This is a genomic window from Mesorhizobium mediterraneum (assembly GCF_002284565.1).
In the GTDB taxonomy this organism is placed as follows: Bacteria; Pseudomonadota; Alphaproteobacteria; order Rhizobiales; family Rhizobiaceae; genus Mesorhizobium; species Mesorhizobium mediterraneum.
The window spans coordinates 267,504-287,432 of record NZ_NPKI01000015.1; the positions used below are offsets into that span (position 1 = coordinate 267,504).

Sequence of the window (19,929 nt, forward strand, 5' to 3'; positions counted from 1 at the left end):
TATGGCCTTCTTGCACAGGCTCGCTATGATGGGGCACACAGCATCGACTGATGGGCCTAGGCGGAGCGACGATGGACGAACGGGTGCCCCGCGATTTCGAGACGCTGCGTACGACGATCCTGGAACGGCGCCATAGCCTGCCCAAGCGTATCGCGCAGATCGCCGCCTATGCGCTCGACAATCCCGACGATATTGCCTTCGGCACCGCCGCCAGCATAGCCGCCTCCGCCGGCGTTCAGCCTTCGACCCTGATCCGCTTTGCCCAGCAGCTCGGCTTCGACGGCTTCACCAGCCTGCAGCTGGTATTTCGCGAGCGCCTGCGTGAGCGCAATTCGTCCTATGATGAAAGGCTGGCGGCATTGCGCGCCAAGGCCGAGGAAGGCGCCGGTCACCGGGCGATCTTCGACGGCTTCGTCGCCGCGGCCAGCACCTCGCTCAACGATATTTCAGGCAGGTTGAACGAAGAGCATTTCGAAGATGCTATCGCCTTGCTGGCGAAGGCGGAGACCATCTATGTGCTGGCCAAGCGCCGCTCCTATCCGGTCGCCTCCTACATCGCCTATGCGCTGGGCAAGCTCAAGATCCGCAACCAGCTGATCGAATCGGCCGCCGGACTCAACGCCGAGATGATCGGCTTTGCCTCGCCCAGGGATGCCGTCATCGCCATCAGTTTCTCACCCTATGCCCCGGCGGCCATCGAGGAGGCGCGCGTCATCTCCGAGCAAGGCGTGCCGATCGTGGCGATCACCGACAGCTCGTTCTCTCCGCTCGCCCAGTTCGCCAAGGTCTGGTTCGAGGTTGCCGAGGCTGATTTCGCCGGCTTCCGCTCGCTGTCGGCGACCATGGCGCTGGCCATGGCGCTGACCGTCGCGGTTGGCGAGAAGCGCCGCGACACGGGCCGCAAGCGCAAGGCCTAGGTGGCCATCGCGCCAGCACTTTTCAGCAAAGGAACGCGTGTTCCATATTGACTATGGATTGGAATTATTATTTCATATTGCCGGCGCCACGCTGCCGCTCGCGCGTGTTACCCAAGACAACAAGGCTGATGGGAGGTTCGAATGGGCGAAGCCGTGGACGCGAAACATGCGCCGCTCGACGTCATCACCATTGGCCGCGCCTCCGTCGATCTCTATGGTCAGCAGATCGGCTCGCGCCTGGAGGACATCACCTCCTTTGCCAAGTCGGTCGGCGGCTGTCCGGCCAATATTTCAGTCGGCACGGCGAGGCTTGGCCTGCGCTCGGCGCTGCTCACCCGCGTCGGCGACGAGCAGATGGGCCGCTTCATCCGCGAGCAGCTGACGCGCGAGGGCGTATCCGTCGACGGCCTCAGGACGGACCCCGACCGGCTGACCGCGCTGGTGCTGTTGTCGGTCGAGGAGGAAGGCGTCTCGCCGATGATCTTCTACCGCTCCGACTGCGCCGACATGGCACTTTCGGAAGCCGATATCGACGAAGCGTTCATTGCCTCGGCGCGCGCGATCGTCGTCACCGGTACGCATTTTTCGCGGCCCAACAGCGATGCCGCGCAGCGCAAGGCGATCCGCGCTATCAAGGCCAAGGGCGGCAAGGTGGTGTTCGACATCGACTATCGCCCCAACCTCTGGGGGCTGGCCGGCCATGCCGAAGGGTTCGAGCGCTATGTGAAATCCGACCGGGTCTCGGCCCAGTTGAAGACGGTGCTGCCCGACTGCGACCTCATCGTCGGCACCGAAGAAGAGATCATGATTGCCTCCGGCGCCGACGATTGCCTGAATGCGTTGAAGACGATCCGCTCGCTGTCCAAGGCCACCATCGTCTTGAAACGCGGCGCCATGGGCTGCATCGTCTATGACGGGCCGATCAGCGACGATCTCGAAGACGGCATTGTCGGCAAGGGCTTTCCGATCGAGGTCTACAATGTGCTCGGTGCCGGCGATGCCTTCATGTCGGGCTTCCTGCGCGGCTGGCTGGGCGAGGAAAGCCTTGAGACGGCGGCGACCTGGGCCAATGCCTGCGGCGCCTTCGCCGTGTCGCGGCTGCTCTGCGCGCCGGAATACCCGACCTTCGAGGAATTGCAGTTCTTCCTGAAGAACGGCAGCCAGCACCTGGCTTTGCGCAAGGACGAGGCGATCAACCATATCCATTGGGCGACGACGCGCCGGCGCGACATTCCCTCGCTGATGGCGCTGGCCTGCGACCACCGTATCCAGCTTGACGATGTCGCCGCGAAAGCCGGCGCCGACCCGTCGCGCATCCATGATTTCAAGGTGTTGACGGTCAAGGCGGCGGCGAGGATTGCCGCCGGCCGCGCCGGCTACGGCATGCTGCTCGACGAGAAATACGGCCGCGAGGCGATGTTCGAATTCGCCCGCCATTCCTTCGCCTGGCTCGGCCGGCCGGTCGAGCTGCCGGGATCGCGGCCGCTTCGTTTCGAATTCTCGCAGGACATCGGCTCGCAATTGATCGAGTGGCCGGTCGACCATTGCATCAAATGCCTGTGCTTCTATCACCCCGACGACCCGGAAGCGCTGAAGACTGAGCAGCAGCAGAAGCTCAAAAGCCTGTTCGAGGCGGCGCGGAAAGTGGGCAGAGAACTTCTCATCGAGATCATTGCCGGCAAGCACGGCGAGCTCGACGACACGACGATCCCGCGCGCGCTCGAGGAACTCTACGCGCTTGGCATCAAGCCTGACTGGTGGAAGCTCGAACCGCAGGCTTCAGCCGGGGCTTGGGCAAAGATCGAGGCGGTGATCCTGAAGAACGACCCATGGTGCCGCGGGATTGTGCTGCTCGGCCTGGAAGCGCCGCTGGACGAGCTGGAAGCGGCCTTTGCCGCCACCGCCGAGGCGCCCATCGTCAAGGGTTTCGCCGTCGGCCGCACCATCTTCATCAACGCAGCCGAACAATGGCTTGCCGGCAAGATGTCGGACGAGGAAGCGGTGGCCGACATGGCGTCGCGCTTCGAGAGGCTGACCGAGGCATGGCTTGCCGCGCGCGGCCGCAAAGCAGCATAAGAAGGCGCGGCATAAGGACTGCGGAGGAAACAAGATGACCAAGACGATCCGCCTGACGATGGCGCAGGCGCTGACCCGCTTTCTTGCTCGCCAGATGACCGAGATCGACGGCAAGAAAATGCCGATCTTCGGCGGCGTCTGGGCGATCTTCGGCCATGGCAATGTCGCCGGCGTCGGCGAGGCGCTCTATCAGGTGCGCGACGAATTGCCGACCTTCCGTGCCCATAACGAGCAAGCGATGGCGCATGCGGCGATCGCCTATGCCAAGGCCAATTTCCGTCGCCGCTTCATGGCGGCGACCAGTTCGATCGGCCCCGGCGCGCTCAACATGGTGACGGCGGCGGCGCTTGCGCATGTAAACAGGTTGCCCGTCCTGTTTCTCCCCGGCGACGTCTTCGCCAATCGCATTCCCGACCCCGTCCTGCAGCAGGCAGAGGATTTTTCTGACGGCACGGCGACGGTCAATGACTGCTTCCGGCCGGTGTCGCGCTACTTCGATCGCATCACCCGGCCGGAGCAGATCATCCCGGCGCTGAACCGTGCCATGCAGGTGCTGACCGATCCGGCCGAATGTGGGCCGGTGACGCTGGCGCTCTGCCAGGACGTGCAGGCCGAGGCCTATGATTACCCCGAGAGCTTCTTCGCCGAACGGGTCTGGCATCAGCGGCGGCCGCGTCCGGACCGCCAGGAACTCGCGGCTGCGGTTGCGGCGCTGAAGGGGGCGACTAAGCCATTGGTGATTGCCGGTGGCGGCGTGCTTTATTCGCAGGCATCGGGTGAATTGGCGAAGCTGGTGCAAGGCGCCGGCATCCCGGTCTGCGAGACGCAGGGCGGCAAATCATCGCTGCCGGACGATCATCCGCTCAACATGGCGGCGGTCGGCGTCACCGGCACCTCGGCGGCCAACCGGCTGGCCGAAGAAGCCGACGTCGTGCTTGCCGTCGGCACCAGGCTGCAGGATTTCACCACCGGTTCCTGGGCGCTGTTCAAGAATTCCGGCAAAACCATCATCGGGCTGAACGTCCAACCTTTCGATGCGGGAAAGCACCAGGCGCTGCCGCTGGTCGCAGACGCGGCGGAAGGGCTCGCCGAGCTCGGCGCGGCGCTGAAAGACTGGAAGGCGCCGGTCGCCTGGACCGACAATGCGGCCAGGGGCAAAAAGGATTGGCAGGCCGATGCCGACAAGGTGACGGCGTCGACCAATGCCGCCTATCCCTCCGACGCGCAGGTGATCGGTGCCGTGCAGCGCGCCATGGGCGCCGGTGTGACGTTGCTTCATGCCGCCGGCGGCCTGCCCGGCGAATTGCACAAGCTCTGGCAGGCGGGGGCGCCCGGCTCCTACCATGCCGAATACGGCTTCTCGACCATGGGTTACGAGATCGCAGGCGGGCTTGGCGTCAAAATGGCCAAGCCCGCCGAGGAGGTCGTCGTGATGATTGGCGATGGCTCCTATCTGATGCTCAATTCCGAGATCGCAACGTCTGTCATGCTCGGCCTCAAGCTGACCATCGTGCTGCTCGACAACCGAGGCTATGGCTGCATCAACCGGCTGCAGATGGCGACCGGCGGCGCCAACTTCAACAATCTCTTGAAGGACGCCCGCCACGAGGTTCTGCCCGATATCGACTTCGCCGCGCATGCGGCAAGCCTGGGCGCGATCGCCGAGAAAGTTTCGTCGATCGCCGGGCTGGAAACGGCGCTGGCGCAAGCTCGGAAGAATACCAGGACCACTGTGCTTGTCATCGACACCGATCCGCTGGTTTCGACCGAAGCCGGTGGAAGCTGGTGGGATGTCGCCGTGCCGGAAGTCTCGGTGCGCCCGCAAGTGAACGCGGCGCGCAAGAAATACGAGGAAGCGCTGAGCGGGCGGCCTTAAGCCGTCCGTGAAGCTGATCCTAAGGCCTGAACTGGAGTAACGACTTGAGAGCCAAACTGGGCATGTCCCCCATTGCATGGTGGAACGACGATCTTGCGGAACTCAGCGATGATGTGTCGCTGGAGGAATGCCTGGCGCAGTCGCGTTCGGCAGGCTTCACCGGCATGGAAATGGGCCGCCGTTTTCCCAGCGATCCGGAGATCATGCTGCCGATCCTGAAAGAGGCCGACGTCACGCTTTGCGGCGGCTGGTTCTCCGGCACACTGGTCGACGAAGGCATGGCTGACAACAAGGATCGCATCCAGCCGATGATCGATCTGTTCAAGGCGGTGAACGCGCCCTGCATCGTCTATGGCGAGGTCGGCCGCTCCATCCAGGGAGATCGCTCGAAGCCGCTCGCCACCAAGCCCAAGCTTTCGGACGACGAGATGAAAGCCTATGCGAGGCGCCTCACGCAGTTCGGCGAATGGTGCGCCGAGCAGGGCATGCCGCTGTCCTATCACCATCATATGGCGGCGGTGGTCGAGACCGAGCCCGAACTCGACGCATTCATGCGCTACTCGGGAGAAGGCATTCCACTGCTGCTCGATGCAGGCCATCTGGCTTTTGCCGGCGGCGATGTTCTGCGCGCCATCGACAACCATCACAAACGCATCAACCACGTGCATGTGAAGGACGTGCGCATGGAGGTGATCGAGAAACTCGACCGCCAGAAGCAATCCTTCCTCGATGCTGTGGCACTTGGCGCCTTCACGGTGCCGGGAGATGGCTCGCTGGATTTTGGCGCCATTGTGGAAAGGCTGGCGAACTACGGTTATGAAGGCTGGTTCGTCGTCGAGGCCGAGCAGGATCCCAGGAAGAATCCGCCGCTCAAGATGGCACAAGTCGGCTACAAGGAGTTGATGCGGGTGATGACGGCTGCCGGCTACACCGTTGAAACACAGGGCTTCCCCAATGCTTGAATGCACTATTCCCGGCAAATGGCTGATCCGATGCGGGGGTTGATCCGATGAAGGACTCCGAGCACCCGTTCTTCCGGCCTCTGTGGCGGCGCGTTGCCATCGTCGCGGTCTGCCTGGTCTGGGCCGTGGTCGAGTTTGCCACCGGCGCACCATTCTGGGGCACGATCGCGCTCGGCTTCACCGGCTATGCCGTGTGGCAGTTCTTCTATCTCTACAAGCCGGCCGACGAGGACAAGGCTTCGGCCGACACCGAACCGAAGGAATGACCCTAGATGTCGAAACTGCTCATCAAAGCCGATAAGGGCCATGGCCGCGTCGCCCATGTGACGCCGCAAAGCGCCGGCTGGACCTATGTCGGTTTCGATCTGCATCGGCTGCGGCCCGGTGAGGCAGCCTCCGGGCAGACCGCGAACTGCGAAGTCTGCCTGGTGTTCGTCACCGGCAAGGGCAAGGCTAGGGCGGGCGACAATGATCTCGGCCTGCTCGGCGAACGCATGTCGCCCTTCGAAGGCAAGCCGTGGTCGGTCTATGTGCCGCAGGGCTCTGACTGGTCGGTGACCGCCGACACCGATGTCGAACTCGCGGTCTGCTCGGCGCCTGGGCTTGGCGGCGGCCTGCCGGTCCGCGTCATTGCGCCGAAGGAACTCGGCCAGGAGGTTCGCGGCAAGGGCACCAACACGCGCTATATCACCAACATCCTGCCGGAAGGCAAGCCGGCCGATTCCTTGCTGGTGGTCGAGGTCATCACGCCCGGCGGCCACACCTCGAGCTACCCGCCGCACAAGCATGACCAGGACAATCTGCCGGCCGAATCCTATCTCGAGGAGACCTACTATCACCGGCTCAACCCGCCACAGGGCTTCGCCTTCCAGCGCGTCTACACGGATGCCGACAGGAATGGCGCTCGTTCGCTCGATGAGGCGATGGCGATCGAGGACGGCGACGTCGTGCTGGTGCCAAAGGGCTATCATCCTTGTGCCGCCTGCCATGGCTACGACCTCTATTACCTCAACGTCATGGCCGGGCCGAAGCGGACGTGGAAGTTCCACAACGCGCCTGAGCACGAATGGCTGATGAAGAGCTGATCGCGCGGCTCTTCCGGGTTGGCAAACTGGCCCAAAGCGAAAAAATCGTCGGCTAATGACCCGCCTGAACAACTTTGTTATCAGGAGCGATCATCAGCTTCGTCATTTCGTCATGCAAATCGCCTATGGCAGCGGGAGTTGACGAGGACTTTCGATGCGCTACGCTATCTATTTCACCCCCCGGCAGGACGAACCGCTGGCGCGGATCGCCGCCAATTGGCTCGGCCGCGACCCATTCGGCGCCGCCACAAGGCCGGTCGAGGCCGTGGGCGAGCTGTCGGCGGCGGAAGTCGCCTTCCACACCGCTTCGGCGCGCCGCTACGGCTTCCATGCGACGCTGAAGGCGCCCTTCCGGCTAGCCCCGAACGAGACGGAAGCCTCGCTTCGCGCGGCGCTCGACGATTTTGCCGAGGCGACGCCGGTGGTGACCATCCCACGGCTGGTCGTCAGCCAGATCGACGGCTTCTTCGCACTGGTGCCGGAAGGACCACTGCCGGCGCTCAACCGCTTCGCCGATGACGTGGTGCGCGACTTCGACCGTTTTCGCGCGCCGCTGAGCGAGGCGGAAATCGAGCGGCGCAGCCCGGATTCGCTGAAGCCGGCTGAATTCCGCAATCTCTGCCAATGGGGCTACCCCTATGTCTTCGAGACCTTTCGTTTCCATATGACGCTGTCCGGCCGGGCCTCGCCACAGGAAAGCCCTCGTCTTCGCTTAGCAATCGACAGCCTGTTTGCGCAGGTCCTGCAAAAGCCGGTGCCGGTGGACGCGCTGACCCTGTTTGTCGAAACCGAACCTGGCGCCCCGTTCATGGTGCTTTCCCATCACGCGCTCGGGCGCCGCCCGGCTAGAAAAACTGCCTGAGATGACTGTTTGTTTTAACCGCATTTGTGCGATGCCAATCGATTCCAATTGGCTGCAAAATGCTCCAAGGACTGCCTGAAATGACCGCCGAGACCGTTCTCAACAATGCCCGCATCGTGCTTGCCGACGAGATCGTCGAAGGATCGATCGTGCTGCGCGACGGCTTGATCACCGGGATAGATGCCGGTGCCGGCCGGACCGGCGAGGACATGAGCGGCGATTTCATCATCCCCGGACTGGTCGAGCTTCACACCGACCACCTCGAAGGCCATTACGCGCCGCGGCCGAAGGTGCGCTGGAACCCGATCGCCGCGGTGCTCGCTCACGACGCGCAGGTGGCGACCGCCGGCATCACCACCGTGCTCGATGCCTTGCGCGTCGGCATGGACGACGATGCCGACATGAATTCGGCCGACATGCGCAAGCTGGCCGATGCGATCGAGGACAGCGTCCAGCAGGACCGGCTGCGGGCCGATCATTTCATCCATCTGCGCTGCGAGGTTTCGGCGCCGGATTGCCTCGCAGCCTTCGCCCATTTCGACGGCGATGACAGGATCAAGCTGGCGTCGCTGATGGACCATGCGCCGGGACAGCGCCAGTTCGTCGACTTGGAAACCTATGCCTATTACTACCAGCGCAAGCTGAAGCTGACGGATCGCGAATTCCAGCAATTTTGCGAGAAGCGGATGGCGGAATCGGCGACGAATTCCGGCCCGAACCGCGCCTTCATCGCCGCCGCCTGCCATCAGCGCGGCATCGTGCTCGCCAGCCATGACGACGCCACGACAGGCCATGTCGACGAAGCGATCGAGCAGGGTGTCCGCGTCGCCGAGTTCCCAACTACAGAAGAAGCCGCCAGGGCCTCGAAAGAAGCAGGGCTTGGCGTGCTGATGGGCGCGCCGAATGTCATGCGCGGCGCCTCGCATTCTGGAAACGTTTCAGCCCGCACACTCGCCGGCGACGGGCTGCTCGACATACTGTCGTCCGACTACATTCCCTTCAGCCTGATCCAGTCGGCCTTTTTTCTCGGCGACGTGGTCGACGGCGTTTCCCTGCCTCAGGCGGTGGCGATGGTCTCGAAGAACCCGGCCGAGGCAGTCGGCCTAACCGACCGTGGCGTCATCGAGCAGGGCCGGCGCGCCGATCTGGTGCGTGTACGTCTCGACGACCATGTCCCGGTCGTCCGCACGGTCTGGCGGCAGGGACGCCGGGTCGCATGATGGCGTCGGCGTTGATCGAGCGTGAGTTGTCGGCCGCGGCGTTTCCGATCCGCGACGGTGTCTTTGTCGCCGTTGTCGGGCCGAGCGGCGCCGGCAAGGACACGGTGATCGGCTATGCCCGCACCCGCTTCGCTGACGAGACAAGGCTGGAGTTCGTGCGCCGGGTCATCACCCGGCCGAGCGACACGACAAGCGAGGATCACGACACGTTGGCCGATGCGGCCTTTGTCGAGGCCGAGGCGGATGGCGCCTTCGCCATCTCCTGGGAGGCGCATGGTTTGCGCTACGGCATTCCGGCTGAAGTCGACTGGTCGGTCGCCAATGGACGCGTCGCCATTGCCAATGTCTCCCGCGCCATTATCCCGGTTCTACGCGAGCGTTACGCAAATCTCGCCATCGTCGAGATCACCGCTTCACCGGAAATCCTGGCCGAGCGATTGGCCATGCGCGGCCGCGAGTCGCGCGGCGAGGTGCTGGCGCGCCTGGCGCGCAGCGCCAATGTGGCGCTGTCCGGGCCAGGCGTCACCTCGATCGACAATAGCGGCCCACGCGAGGCAGCCGGCGAGCGCTTCGCCGATGTGCTGCGCAAGGCGATGGCCTTCTCCGACATGTCGGGCCTGATCTAGGCTGCCCCTTACCTTCTCCCCTTGTGGGAGAAGGTGGCCGCGAAGCGGTCGGATGAGGGGTGCTCCAGCTTGGCATCGCCAGCGATCCGTCCAACACCCCTCTTCCGTCTCGGCGCTACGCGCCGATCCACCTTCTCCCACAAGGGGAGAAGGCCGAGGCGGTGCAACTATTCCGCGGCGGCACCTGCCGCGCCCTTGCGGGCTGCCCCCAGCATCAGTCGCCGCTCCCGGAACACGCCCCATTGCTGGTCGACCAGCACGCCGATGAGGATCACTCCGCCCATCACCGCGAAGTTGAGCGAGGAGGGGATGCCGAGCAGGTTGACGAGGTTTTGCAGCTCCTGCAGCAAGACCGTGCCGAGGATGACGCCGATCAGCGAGCCCTCGCCGCCGCGCAGCGAGAAGCCGCCGAGCACGGCTGCGGCAATGGCGTAGAGTTCGTAGAACTGACCGTGGCTCGCCGGCGAGATCGAGCGCGTGTACATGGCGAAGTAGATCGCCGACAGCGCCGTCAGCACACCGCAGATGACATAGGCGGCGATGACGACGCGACCGGTGCGGATGCCCGAATATTTCGCCGCCTCCTCGTTTTTGCCGATGGCATAGAGGTAGCGCCCGAACACCGAGCGGTGCAGCACCACCCACGTCACGATTGCGATGACGATCAGCGCGATGAAGCTGTTTGGCACGCCATAGGATCGCCCCGCTGTCAGGAACTCGAGCTCCGGAAAGTTCTGTCCGAAGGCGAAGCCGGCGGTGCCGTCGGCTGTGTAGAACCGCGCCACGCCGCGGTAGATCAGCAGGCCGCAGAGCGTCACCACGAAGGGCTGCAATTTGAGCCGCGTGATCAGCCAGCCATGTGCCAGCCCGATGAGGCCGCCGAGCACGAGGATCAGCGGCAGCGCCACCGGCCATGCCATGCCGCGCGTCGCGATAAAATCGACGAACAGGACGCCGAGCAGCGCGACCACCGAGCCGACCGACAGTTCGATGCCGCCGGTGATGATGACGAAGGCCTGGCCGATCGCCAGGATGCCGAACAGCCCGATCAGGTTCGAGGTATTGGCGAGGTTGATTGGCAGCAGGAAGCGCGGATTGATGATCGCCACCACCGCTCCCACCACAAGGATCAGGATCAGCAGGCCGAGATCTTTCTTGCTCATCGTCTTCTCCCAATGCCTGACTAGAACCCGCGCCAAAACAAAAAGCTATTTCGGCTGTTTGCCAACTGCCAGCAGCAGCACGTTTTCCTGGCTGAATTGCTCCTTGTCGAGAATGCCTGAGATCTGGCCCTCATGCATGACGGCGATGCGGTCGGAGACGCCGATCACCTCCTCCATGTCGCTCGAGATCATCAGCACGGCGACGCCGGCATCGGCCAGCGCCCGCATCAGCCCGTAGATTTCGGCTTTGGCGCCGATATCGATGCCGCGTGTCGGCTCATCGAGGATCATCACCTTAGGGTGCATGGCCAGCCATTTGGCAAGCACCACCTTTTGCTGGTTGCCGCCGGACAGCGTGCCGGTGCGCGTCGCCACCGAGGGCGCCTTGATGCCGAGATTGCGTTTCTGCTTCTCGGCGGTGACGGCTTCGGCGCTGGCCGAGACCAGGAACCGCCGTGCATGCGCCGGGAGGTTTGGGAGCGAAATATTCTGGGCAATCGACAGGTCGAGCAGGATGCCGGTAAGCTTGCGGTCTTCCGGGACGAGGAAGATCCCGTTGGCCACTGCGTCCGCAGCCGAACCAAGAACCAGATCTGTTCCATCAAGCTGGAGCGCACCGCCAAGTGCCTTCTCAATACCGAAAAGCACGCGCGCCAGCTCGGTGCGGCCGGAGCCGACAAGACCAGCCAGGCCGAGGATTTCGCCATGCCTGACGCCGAGATCGACTGGCCGGTCGGGATAGGCGCTTGTGCGAATAGCCTTGGCCGACAAGGCGACCGTGCCGGGCGGTCGCGCCGATTCTGCGGCCTTCTCCCTCTCCTTCAGCAAGCGTCCGATCATCAGCTTGACCATCTGGTCGTGATTGATGGCGTTTTTCGGCAACGTGCCGGCAAGCATGCCGTCCCTCAGCACGACGACGCGATCGGCGACCCGCTCGACCTCGTGAAGGCGGTGCGAGATGAAGATGACGCTGATGCCCTCCGCCTTCAGCGCCCTGATGACATCGAGCAGCTTGTCGGTTTCGGCAAGGGGCAGGCTCGATGTCGGCTCGTCGAGGATGACCAGCCGCGCCTCGATCGACAGCGCCTTGGCGATTTCGACCATCTGCTGCTGGGCAAGCGACAGCGCCGATACCGGGGTGTCGGCGGAAAAATTGGCGCCCACGCGTTTGAGCAGCGGCGCCGACAACGCGCGCAGCCTGGCGCGGTCGACCAGCTTGAGCGGGCCGGCGCGCCACGGCTCACGGCCGAAAAAAATGTTGGCGGCAACATCGAGGTTTTCGAACAGGTTGAGTTCCTGGTGGACGAAGGCGATGCCGGAACCGATGCTGGCCTCGACCGTCAGCCCGTCATGGGCGACCCCGTCGACGATAACCGTGCCGGTGTCGGGGGTGGTCACGCCGCCGAGTATCTTCATCAGCGTCGACTTGCCGGCGCCGTTTTCGCCGACGAGGCCGATGACCTCGCCGGGCCTGACGTCCATCGAAAACCCGTCCAGCGCAACCACGCCGGGGTAGGTCTTGCGCACGCCCTCGAGACTGAGGAACGGGGCAATCGTGGATGCGCTGATGGATGCGTCGGAATAATTCATCATGCCTGACAGCAGCCGGTGGGCCACAGACTGACGGGCCTGGCGAGGCCCGTCAACAACAGCGTCGCGCTGCCCCTCACCCTTACCCTCTCCCCGTGAAGAACGGGGAGAGGGGGATCGCCAGCGCTGGAGCTTGTCGCTTCTCCCCGTTGTTCACCGGAGAAGGTGCCGGCAGGCGGATGAGGGGCAGCGCCAACGCCGATTATTTACCCGCCATTGTCTTCAGATTGGCGGCATAGGCGTCGACGTCGTCCTTGCCGATGATCTTGGTCGGCACGATGATCAGCCCGTCGGCGGGAACGCCCGATTTGTCGCCCTTGAGATAGGCGGCCATCAGCTTCATGCCCTGGTAGGCCCATTCGAAGGGCTGCTGCACAACGGTGGCGGCAACGGTGCCTTCCTTGACGCCGCCCAGCGTGATCGGATCGTCGTCGAAGCCGACGACCGTGATCTGGCCGAGCTTGCCGGCGTCGCGCAGCGCTTCATAGATGCGCGGCGTGTTGTAGGAATAGAAGCCGACCATGCAGGTGACGTCGGGGCTGGCGACCAGCGCGTCCTCGACGTTCTTCTTGGCGCGGGCCTGGTCGATGTCGTCGCCACGAACGTCGATCAACTCGATCTTGGTGCCAGCGAGCCCTTCCTTCATGCCCTCAATGCGCTCCTTGGCGTTGTCGGCGCCGAGCAGGCCGACGAAGCCGAGGCATTTGCCGCCGTCAGGCATCGCCTTCTTGGCGATCTCTGCCGCCTGCTTGCCGGCGTCGATATTGGACGAGCCGATATAGGCGACCCGCTTGGTCTGCGGTGCATCGCTGTCGGTGGTGAACAGCGCCGTCTCCGAGGCGATCTTGTTCAGCCCGTCGGTCGAGGTCTTGGGGTCGACTGCAGAAACCATGATGGCCTTGACGCCGGCCGTCACCAGATCGTCCATCAGCCGCTGCTGGATGGCGACCGAGGACTGCTCCGGATATTTGAGCTGCAGATCGTAGTCGGGCAATTCAGCCTGCGCCTTCTTGACGCCGGCTTCGGCCGCCTTCCAGAAATCGGAAGCGCCGTTGACGACGAAGGCCAGCGTCGGTTTGTCCTGGGCGCGAGCAATTGCCGTGATGGACAGGCCGAGAGCCAAGGCCGCGGCGGCGACGGACGCATTTCGTATTACAGATTTCATGTTCAACCTCCCGTTTGATTCAGTCATTTTCGCTGATCTGAACTTTGTCGAATGCGGCTTGGACGCCCTCCTCCTCAAGGGGTGCTGGCAGCGAAAGAACGGCGCCATTCCAGCCGCGATTTTGGACTTTAGAGATTCATTGGCTGTTCGTATAGTCGGATTTGTCTGACATTTCTGTAATTGCGTGGCGTTGCTTTGCCGGCCCAAGAGCCGCGGATGCCGCGCCACACGCCTGCTTCCCGTCATGGCCCGTTCGACCCCGGGCCGGCATGACAAATTGACTTTAAAACGCTTACGACTATTAGTAAATAGTATTAGTCTTCTGCTTGGAACCTGGTGTCGCTGACGAAATGGCTGCCTGCCGCATGGCGCGAGAAGTGAGGAATCCGCCCTTCAAGACCGCGTGTATCTCTCACATTGCTCTCTTCGCGCTGATAGCCAATTCGGTTGCCAGGAATAGTAATAATGATTAATCGAGTGCTTGTTTTATAAACGCGAAGCACCGGGCCGGGCTGCCGTATTTAACGACGTCCAGGGCGACCTCTGATCAGCCAGGCCGGTAATTTGGAACACAATGCCATGAACGAACCGACGGATCTGCGTGATCCTGCGCCTGAGGTCTCCAAGCCCCGAAAGGCTCCTGCGAAAAACCCCAAGGGTCGCGTCACCATGACGGACATCGCCAGGGCCGCCGGCTGCTCGCAGGCGACGGTTTCGTTCGTGCTCAACAACACGCCGGGCATAAGGCTGTCGCAGCAGACCCGCGAACGGGTGATCGAGGCCGCGCGGGGTCTCGGCTATGCGCCACCAGCCTTCTCTGCTCTTCGCGGCCCTGTCGCCTCGTTGGAGGGGCTGGACGGGGTGATCGGCTTCGCGGTCGATCAACTGGCGACCAGCCCCGAAGCGGTCGTCGCCATCGAAGGGGCACGCCAAGCCTCGTGGAATGCCGGCAATGTCGTGCTGGTCGCGCAGACTTTGGGTGATTCCGTCATGGAGCCGCGCGCCATTGCGGCACTGACCAAGCGGGGCATTTCGGCGCTGATCTATATGACCATCTTCACGCGCGAGATCGTCGCGCCAGATTATCTCTACGGCCTCGACATCCCGGTCATCCTGCTCAATTGCTACACCGCCGACTACGCCTTTCCCGCCGTGGTGCCGAGCGAGATCGCCGGCGGGCAGAGCTCCACTCGCCACCTGATCAGTCATGGCCATCGCCGCATCGCCACCATCACCGGCGAGCCCTGGATGCAGGCGGCACAGGATCGGCTGAAGGGCTACCGCCGGGCGCTAGCGACGGCCGACATCCCGTTCGATGCGGAGCTGGTGGTCGAGGGCGACTGGTCGGCGAGCGCCGGCTACGCCGCGACCGTCAAGCTTCTGGCGCTCAAGGACCGCCCGACCGCCATCTTCTGCCAGAACGACCGCACCGCGATCGGCTGCTACGAGGCGCTCAAGGAAGCCGGCCTGCACATCCCTGGGGATATTTCGGTTATCGGCTATGACGACGAGGAAATCGCCCGCCATCTGTTCCCGCCTTTGACGACCTCGATCCTGCCGCATATGGCGATGGGGCAATGGGCGATCGAGCAATTGGAAGTTCCCGCACCGCCCGGCCGCGGCCGCTACCCCATCACCAAGCTTGAATGCCCGCTGGTCGAACGGGAATCGGTCAGTGCTGTGGCGCCTGCGCGCTCAAGCGGTCCGGCAACCGGCTGAGCATGGACCATACCACTCCTGAAATTGTGGAGTTCCGTTAAGCATCGATACCGGAAGGGAATTGCTCACCCCAACGGCATAACGCCTCTGCTCCAGCATTGAGCGCCGCTCCGCTTTCCGTCAACGAATAGACGACCTTGGTCGGCGATCCCGGATAGACTTCTCGGTTCACAAGCCCGTCGGCCTCCAGTTCACGCAATTGCTGCGTCAGCATCTTTTCACTGATCGCCGGAATCGACTGCCTCAACCGGCCGAACCTGCGAGACGCCGTTCCAAGCTCACAAAGAATATCCACTTTCCACTTCCCTTCGATCGCCTTGATCGCGGTTGCGAAGCCGCAATTGGCCGTCGGCTTATTCATGATGTTCTCCTTACCGTTGGGTAACCACTTACCTCCAGGTGCGTATTGTGCGCGCCATTCACTCCAGCATACCTCTGCCCGTGACGGCAAAACCATGGCGCCGGGCGCCTATTGGCATCTATTGGTATGGAGTGTTGCAATGAAGCTTTCAATCAGCGTCGTGGGGACGGGTCGTATGGGATCGGCGCTCGCCCGCGCCCTGCTTCAGTCGGGATATCGGACGACGGTCTGGAACAGGACAAAACAAAAGGCCGAACCGCTGGTAGCGCTCGGCGCCACTGTCGCGGGGTCCGTCCTCGAAGCTGTCAATGCGGCTGAGATTATCATCGTGAACGTAAGCGACTACCAGGCAAGCGCGGTTCTGCGCGACGATGCCGTTGCTTCAGCTATTCGCGGCAAGCTGATCGTGGAGCTCACTTCGGGAACGCCGCATGGCGCACGCGAAGCCGCTGAATGGGTTGCCGAGCACGGAGCCAACTATCTCGATGGCGCGATCATGGCCACGCCGGATTTCATCGGCACAGATGCCGGGACGATACTGATCTCGGGGCCAAGGCAGGCTTTCGACGCGAACGAGGAGATGTTTCGTGCCTTGGGCGGCAATGTCCAGCATGTCGGGGAAGAACCGGGACGGGCGAACGCACTTGATAGCGCGCTGCTTGCTCTCATGTGGGGCGCGCTGTTCGGAGCGCTCCATGCGATCGCCGTGTCTCAGGCCGAAGAGATCGACCTCGGCGAGTTGGCACGGCAGTGGACCGCAACAGCGCCTGTTGTTGACGGGCTTGTCGTCGACCTCATCAAGCGGACGAATGCTGGCCGTTTTGCCAGCGACAACGAGACGCTCTCGTCGATCTCCCCGCACTACGGCGCATTCCAGCATCTCTTGGAGCTGATGGAGGCGCGCAAGATCGACCGCTCGGTCGTCAACGCTTACGATGCGATCTTCCAACGGGCGATTGCAGCTGGCCACTTACATGATGATTTTGCCGCGTTATCGCAGTTTCTGGGAAAGTCCAGATAGGAGACCTCTCCGACCTGGATTGCGAGAAGGCCCTTTCTGACTGGCTGAGCGGATTTTCATTATGCAGCTTTCGGCCTTACTGAGGCGGATCATGCTTTACCGTCAGCCAGCGGGCCGTTTAACGATGAGCTGCGTTCGGGCTTTGTTGTCCAAGCATGGGCCGAGTCAGGCCAGTGATCTGCATTAGGGGAATAGGATGCCTTTGACGCTTCTCATCGATTCGTATTGTGCTGCCTGGTCTGATGAGAACGCCCAGCAGCGGCGGGCGTTGCTGTCATCGGTCTGGAGCGATGGCGCAACATACACCGACCCTACAGTCCATGCGACTGGCGCGGAAGAACTGCTCGCGCACATCGCAGGAGTTCTGGCCAAGCATCCCGGTGCCCGCATCTTACGGACAAGTGACGTGGATGTTCATCATGGGATCGCACGCTTCGCGTGGAAGTTTGTGATGCCTGATGGATCGTCCTTCCCCGAGGGTTTGGACATAGCCTTCCTCGACTCCAGCCAGAAGCGAATAACGCGTATCGTCGGCTTTTTCGGGCCGTTGATAAGGTCTTCAGTGTCATAGGCCACGCACCAAATTATTCAGCCAGATCCGGTCGCAAGATCGTCGCTTCAGTTGGGGATATTCCGACAAGCTCTCGCCATCAAGCAGATCGACCAGCGCGTGCCAGCCCGTGCGCCACCAGCCGATCGATGATTTCGGAATAGCTGACGCCGCTTGCCGCCATCGCCTTGGAATACATGCTGATATCGGTGAAACCGGGAATGGTGTTGAGCTCGTTGATGAGGACGCGCATGTCAGGCGTCACGAAGAAATCAACGCGGGCCATGCCGTCGCAGCCGACCGCACGGAAGGCCTTTGCTGCCATCGCGCGGATCTTGCCCTCAATCTCCTGCGGCAGTTCAGCCGGGACTTTCAGCGCGGCGCCGTGCTCGTCGATATATTTGGCGTCGTAGCTGTAGAAACCGTGGCTCTGTGCTGGCATGATTTCGCCAGGACGGGAAACGAAGAGGCCGCCTTGCGTATCCTCCAGCACGCTGCACTCGATCTCGCGGCCTCGAATAAATTCTTCGGCCAGCAGCTTGCGGTCGTGACCAAAACCTTCTGTCAGCGCTGCCTCATAGTCTTTTTCAGCCGAAACCTTACTGACGCCGACAGAGGAGCCCTGCCGGGCCGGTTTGATGAAAAGCGGAAGACCAAGCACGCTCTCCAGTTCCGCAAAGGCCGGTGCGGCGCCGTGGTGGATTGTGACGGAACGCGCGGTGGGCAAGCCCGCCTCGTTCAGCAGCCGCTTGGCAATGTCCTTGTCGAGGGCGGCGGCCGAACCGAGTATGCCGCAGCCGGCGAGCGGCACACGCGCCACCTCCGCGAGCCCCTGCACCGAGCCGTCCTCGCCATGGAGGCCGTGCAGGGCGGGAAACAGGATGTCGATGGCAGGCAGTTCGTGAGGCGTGCCATTCGTCGGGATCGCCAACACCCGTCCTTGTCCACCCGGCACCAGACAGACTTCTGTACCGGTCGAAGGTTTCGCCAGCGTGCCATCCTCGAAGCTGCTCAGCAGCCATTGTCCTTCGCGGGTGACGAAGACGGGAACGGCATCGTACTTCGCGGGTTCCAGCGCACGCATGATATTGGTTGCCGACAGCACCGAAACGTCATGCTCGGCGGAGCGTCCGCCAAAGAGCACGGCAATGCGCAGTCTTTTCGAGGTGTCGGCCATGAGCGTCTCCAAAATGGTCTAGGGATGCCGGCAGTGGGCACGTTGGGTCTCGGCGCGCAGCCCGAACGGTTCCCGACGAAGGTCATGAAGTTATGTAGATGATCGGCTCGTATACTCGTATACGAGTCGAGAGGTGGCCATTCAAGTCCGTGTCTGAGGTGCTTGGGTTCGGTCTCCTCCCCAGTGCTCCTCTCATTGAAGGAAGCGCAGCATGAGACCTGAATGAGGAGAGAATACGCTGCCCTCTGCCCTGCTTCGCAAGCAACTGGGGTTGCCTTGATCATAAACCTGTGCTTATCATAAACCGTGATTTATGATTATGCAGGTATGGTCGCGCTGGCCGACCCCACGCGCAGAAAGGTATTCGAGCTTGTGGCCGAAGAGCCGCGTTCGGTAGCGAACCTCGCTCGAACCGTGCCGGTGTCTCAGCCCGCGATCTCTCATCATCTGAAGGTGCTGAGGGAGGCGCGGCTGGTCCGCGCCGAGCCTCGCGGCGCCAGCAACATCTACCATGTCGACCCTCATGGTCTTGGCGAGATGCGAGCCTGGCTCGACCAGATGTGGGGGAACGCGCTCGACGCCTTCCGAAACGAGATCAACAAAGCCAAGGAGCGAAATAATGACGGCGATCATTAAACCAGCGCCTGTGCGCAAGTCGGTCACCGTGGACGTGCCGGTTGCCACGGCGTTTGAAGTGTTCACGAGCGGGTTCGGACGTTGGTGGCCGGCGTCCCACTCGATAGGCAAGTCCGCGCTCAGGAGCGCGACTATCGAGCCAAAGGCAGGAGGCCGCTGGTTTGAGACCGGCGAGGATGGGACGGAATGCGACTGGGGCGAAGTGCTGGCGTGGGAACCGCCAAACCGCATCGTCCTGGCATGGCGGATTCGCGCCGACTGGCAATATGATCCGTCGCTGCTGACCGAAGTCGAGATCAACTTCTCCGAGGCCGGCGAGAACGCGACTCGCGTCGAGCTCGAGCATCGTCGGCTTGAGAACATGGGCGCGGCCGGCGAAGCGGTGCGTGAGATCTTCGAATCCGATCGCGGCTGGAGCGGTATCCTGAAAAACTATGTCCAGTTGATCGAGAAGCGGTAGGCCGCCAACCGATCGGCCAACACACTTACCCTTGAGTGCGTGAAAGGTGCGCTTCAATTCGCAATCCAAGTACTATAGTTAAGGACCAGGAGGGCGGCTTGCCGCTTGCTGAGACAACGACGGCGAAAGCATATTTTGCCGCAGTGTATGACGAGCCGTGCCGGTGAGATGAGACGAAACGGTCGAAGACAGGCTAGCATAAGGCCCGGCACTCTGCTCAGCATGGGTGCTGGTCTGCGGCTGCTCGCTTCATTGCTCTTCTTGATCTGGACCATTCCCGCGGCAACAGCCGAGCACGTCGCACAGGATCTTGCCAAGGGGCAAATGAGGCTCGGCGCGACCGAGCCCGTCACACACCCGACTTTCCTTGTCCGCGACATTGCACGCCGTGTTGCTGCTGAGACTTCCCGTTTCAAGACGGGAACGCCTGTCACTGCGGGAAACGGCAAGCCCTTTTGCATCA

At 62.5% G+C, this 19,929-nt stretch carries 19 protein-coding genes; 14 read left to right on the forward strand and 5 right to left on the reverse strand.

The window, feature by feature from the left end; genetic code table 11:
- Positions 1 to 71: 71 nt before the first annotated feature.
- The 9 genes from CIT25_RS10655 (at position 72) to phnN (ending at position 9,624) form a co-directional block, all read left to right on the forward strand.
- A complete protein-coding gene (locus tag CIT25_RS10655) occupies positions 72 to 917 on the forward strand; it encodes a MurR/RpiR family transcriptional regulator (protein WP_164547059.1) in 846 nt (281 codons plus the stop codon).
- Between the two features lie 141 nt (positions 918 to 1,058).
- Complete coding sequence (locus CIT25_RS10660) at positions 1,059 to 2,993, forward strand: bifunctional 5-dehydro-2-deoxygluconokinase/5-dehydro-2-deoxyphosphogluconate aldolase (protein WP_095484504.1); 1,935 nt, start codon at positions 1,059 to 1,061, stop codon at positions 2,991 to 2,993.
- 34 nt (positions 2,994 to 3,027) lie between these two features.
- Entirely contained in the window at positions 3,028 to 4,869 is a 1,842-nt protein-coding gene (gene iolD / locus CIT25_RS10665) for a 3D-(3,5/4)-trihydroxycyclohexane-1,2-dione acylhydrolase (decyclizing) (RefSeq protein WP_095485065.1), read from the forward strand.
- Between the two features lie 44 nt (positions 4,870 to 4,913).
- Positions 4,914 to 5,831 (forward strand): myo-inosose-2 dehydratase, encoded by a 918-nt coding sequence (gene iolE / locus CIT25_RS10670; protein WP_095484505.1) that lies wholly within the window; start codon positions 4,914 to 4,916, stop codon positions 5,829 to 5,831.
- A gap of 47 nt (positions 5,832 to 5,878) precedes the next feature.
- The gene (locus CIT25_RS10675) at positions 5,879 to 6,097 is read left to right on the forward strand and encodes a DUF3329 domain-containing protein (protein WP_095484506.1); all 219 of its coding nucleotides are present in this window, start codon (positions 5,879 to 5,881) and stop codon (positions 6,095 to 6,097) included.
- A gap of 6 nt (positions 6,098 to 6,103) precedes the next feature.
- Positions 6,104 to 6,916, forward strand: coding sequence for a 5-deoxy-glucuronate isomerase (gene iolB / locus CIT25_RS10680; RefSeq protein WP_095484507.1), 813 nt, complete (start codon positions 6,104 to 6,106; stop codon positions 6,914 to 6,916).
- Between the two features lie 154 nt (positions 6,917 to 7,070).
- Entirely contained in the window at positions 7,071 to 7,778 is a 708-nt protein-coding gene (locus CIT25_RS10685) for a DUF1045 domain-containing protein (RefSeq protein WP_095484508.1), read from the forward strand.
- 80 nt (positions 7,779 to 7,858) lie between these two features.
- Complete coding sequence (locus CIT25_RS10690) at positions 7,859 to 8,998, forward strand: alpha-D-ribose 1-methylphosphonate 5-triphosphate diphosphatase (protein ID WP_095484509.1); 1,140 nt, start codon at positions 7,859 to 7,861, stop codon at positions 8,996 to 8,998.
- Positions 8,995 to 9,624 carry a phosphonate metabolism protein/1,5-bisphosphokinase (PRPP-forming) PhnN gene (gene phnN, locus CIT25_RS10695; protein WP_164547060.1) on the forward strand — a complete coding sequence of 210 codons (630 nt, stop codon included), beginning with the start codon at positions 8,995 to 8,997 and terminating at the stop codon, positions 9,622 to 9,624. Before CIT25_RS10690 ends, phnN begins: the two co-directional genes overlap by 4 nt.
- Before the next feature lie 167 nt (positions 9,625 to 9,791).
- Here the strand turns inward: phnN and CIT25_RS10705 are convergent, their stop codons facing one another.
- The 3 genes from CIT25_RS10705 to CIT25_RS10715 form a co-directional block, all read right to left on the reverse strand.
- A complete protein-coding gene (locus CIT25_RS10705; protein WP_095484512.1) occupies positions 9,792 to 10,787 on the reverse strand; it encodes an ABC transporter permease in 996 nt (331 codons plus the stop codon).
- Positions 10,788 to 10,832: 45 nt separating this feature from the next.
- Positions 10,833 to 12,377: a sugar ABC transporter ATP-binding protein gene (locus CIT25_RS10710; RefSeq protein WP_095484513.1), complete on the reverse strand. Its 1,545-nt coding sequence runs from the start codon at positions 12,375 to 12,377 to the stop codon at positions 10,833 to 10,835.
- Positions 12,378 to 12,579: 202 nt separating this feature from the next.
- Positions 12,580 to 13,542 carry a sugar-binding protein gene (locus CIT25_RS10715; protein WP_095484514.1) on the reverse strand — a complete coding sequence of 321 codons (963 nt, stop codon included), beginning with the start codon at positions 13,540 to 13,542 and terminating at the stop codon, positions 12,580 to 12,582.
- Positions 13,543 to 14,121: 579 nt separating this feature from the next.
- Here CIT25_RS10715 and CIT25_RS10720 point away from each other — a divergent pair.
- Positions 14,122 to 15,261 (forward strand): LacI family DNA-binding transcriptional regulator, encoded by a 1,140-nt coding sequence (locus CIT25_RS10720; RefSeq protein ID WP_167391046.1) that lies wholly within the window; start codon positions 14,122 to 14,124, stop codon positions 15,259 to 15,261.
- A 37-nt stretch (positions 15,262 to 15,298) separates the two neighbouring features.
- Here CIT25_RS10720 and CIT25_RS10725 read toward each other — a convergent pair whose 3' ends face one another.
- Positions 15,299 to 15,622 carry a winged helix-turn-helix transcriptional regulator gene (locus CIT25_RS10725; protein WP_095484515.1) on the reverse strand — a complete coding sequence of 108 codons (324 nt, stop codon included), beginning with the start codon at positions 15,620 to 15,622 and terminating at the stop codon, positions 15,299 to 15,301.
- A gap of 94 nt (positions 15,623 to 15,716) precedes the next feature.
- Between CIT25_RS10725 and CIT25_RS10730 the strand changes: the two genes are divergently transcribed.
- Both CIT25_RS10730 and CIT25_RS10735 read left to right on the forward strand, forming a co-directional pair.
- Positions 15,717 to 16,643, forward strand: coding sequence for an NAD(P)-dependent oxidoreductase (locus tag CIT25_RS10730; protein WP_245329820.1), 927 nt, complete (start codon positions 15,717 to 15,719; stop codon positions 16,641 to 16,643).
- A gap of 196 nt (positions 16,644 to 16,839) precedes the next feature.
- Positions 16,840 to 17,214: a hypothetical protein gene (locus CIT25_RS10735; protein WP_095484517.1), complete on the forward strand. Its 375-nt coding sequence runs from the start codon at positions 16,840 to 16,842 to the stop codon at positions 17,212 to 17,214.
- Between the two features lie 79 nt (positions 17,215 to 17,293).
- Here the strand turns inward: CIT25_RS10735 and CIT25_RS10740 are convergent, their stop codons facing one another.
- Positions 17,294 to 18,370, reverse strand: coding sequence for a D-alanine--D-alanine ligase family protein (locus CIT25_RS10740; protein ID WP_095484518.1), 1,077 nt, complete (start codon positions 18,368 to 18,370; stop codon positions 17,294 to 17,296).
- Between the two features lie 327 nt (positions 18,371 to 18,697).
- Between CIT25_RS10740 and CIT25_RS10745 the strand changes: the two genes are divergently transcribed.
- Both CIT25_RS10745 and CIT25_RS10750 read left to right on the forward strand, forming a co-directional pair.
- Positions 18,698 to 19,006, forward strand: a complete 309-nt coding sequence (locus CIT25_RS10745; protein WP_245329821.1) for an ArsR/SmtB family transcription factor — start codon at positions 18,698 to 18,700, stop codon at positions 19,004 to 19,006.
- The gene (locus tag CIT25_RS10750; protein ID WP_095484520.1) at positions 18,990 to 19,466 is read left to right on the forward strand and encodes an SRPBCC family protein; all 477 of its coding nucleotides are present in this window, start codon (positions 18,990 to 18,992) and stop codon (positions 19,464 to 19,466) included. Before CIT25_RS10745 ends, CIT25_RS10750 begins: the two co-directional genes overlap by 17 nt.
- Positions 19,467 to 19,929: the final 463 nt, after the last annotated feature.

What these genes read in the sequence shown, in the direction of transcription:
- CIT25_RS10655 (WP_164547059.1), top strand. Translation starts at nt 72, where the DNA reads ATGGACGAACGGGTGCCCCGCGATTTCGAGACGCTGCGTACGACGATC.
- CIT25_RS10660 (WP_095484504.1), top strand. Translation starts at nt 1,059, where the DNA reads ATGGGCGAAGCCGTGGACGCGAAACATGCGCCGCTCGACGTCATCACC.
- iolD (WP_095485065.1), top strand. Translation starts at nt 3,028, where the DNA reads ATGACCAAGACGATCCGCCTGACGATGGCGCAGGCGCTGACCCGCTTT.
- CIT25_RS10675 (WP_095484506.1), top strand. Translation starts at nt 5,879, where the DNA reads ATGAAGGACTCCGAGCACCCGTTCTTCCGGCCTCTGTGGCGGCGCGTT.
- iolB (WP_095484507.1), top strand. Translation starts at nt 6,104, where the DNA reads ATGTCGAAACTGCTCATCAAAGCCGATAAGGGCCATGGCCGCGTCGCC.
- CIT25_RS10685 (WP_095484508.1), top strand. Translation starts at nt 7,071, where the DNA reads ATGCGCTACGCTATCTATTTCACCCCCCGGCAGGACGAACCGCTGGCG.
- CIT25_RS10690 (WP_095484509.1), top strand. Translation starts at nt 7,859, where the DNA reads ATGACCGCCGAGACCGTTCTCAACAATGCCCGCATCGTGCTTGCCGAC.
- phnN (WP_164547060.1), top strand. Translation starts at nt 8,995, where the DNA reads ATGATGGCGTCGGCGTTGATCGAGCGTGAGTTGTCGGCCGCGGCGTTT.
- CIT25_RS10705 (WP_095484512.1), bottom strand. Translation starts at nt 10,787, where the DNA reads ATGAGCAAGAAAGATCTCGGCCTGCTGATCCTGATCCTTGTGGTGGGA.
- CIT25_RS10710 (WP_095484513.1), bottom strand. Translation starts at nt 12,377, where the DNA reads ATGAATTATTCCGACGCATCCATCAGCGCATCCACGATTGCCCCGTTC.
- CIT25_RS10715 (WP_095484514.1), bottom strand. Translation starts at nt 13,542, where the DNA reads ATGAAATCTGTAATACGAAATGCGTCCGTCGCCGCCGCGGCCTTGGCT.
- CIT25_RS10720 (WP_167391046.1), top strand. Translation starts at nt 14,122, where the DNA reads ATGAACGAACCGACGGATCTGCGTGATCCTGCGCCTGAGGTCTCCAAG.
- CIT25_RS10725 (WP_095484515.1), bottom strand. Translation starts at nt 15,622, where the DNA reads ATGAATAAGCCGACGGCCAATTGCGGCTTCGCAACCGCGATCAAGGCG.
- CIT25_RS10730 (WP_245329820.1), top strand. Translation starts at nt 15,717, where the DNA reads ATGGCGCCGGGCGCCTATTGGCATCTATTGGTATGGAGTGTTGCAATG.
- CIT25_RS10735 (WP_095484517.1), top strand. Translation starts at nt 16,840, where the DNA reads ATGCCTTTGACGCTTCTCATCGATTCGTATTGTGCTGCCTGGTCTGAT.
- CIT25_RS10740 (WP_095484518.1), bottom strand. Translation starts at nt 18,370, where the DNA reads ATGGCCGACACCTCGAAAAGACTGCGCATTGCCGTGCTCTTTGGCGGA.
- CIT25_RS10745 (WP_245329821.1), top strand. Translation starts at nt 18,698, where the DNA reads ATGGTCGCGCTGGCCGACCCCACGCGCAGAAAGGTATTCGAGCTTGTG.
- CIT25_RS10750 (WP_095484520.1), top strand. Translation starts at nt 18,990, where the DNA reads ATGACGGCGATCATTAAACCAGCGCCTGTGCGCAAGTCGGTCACCGTG.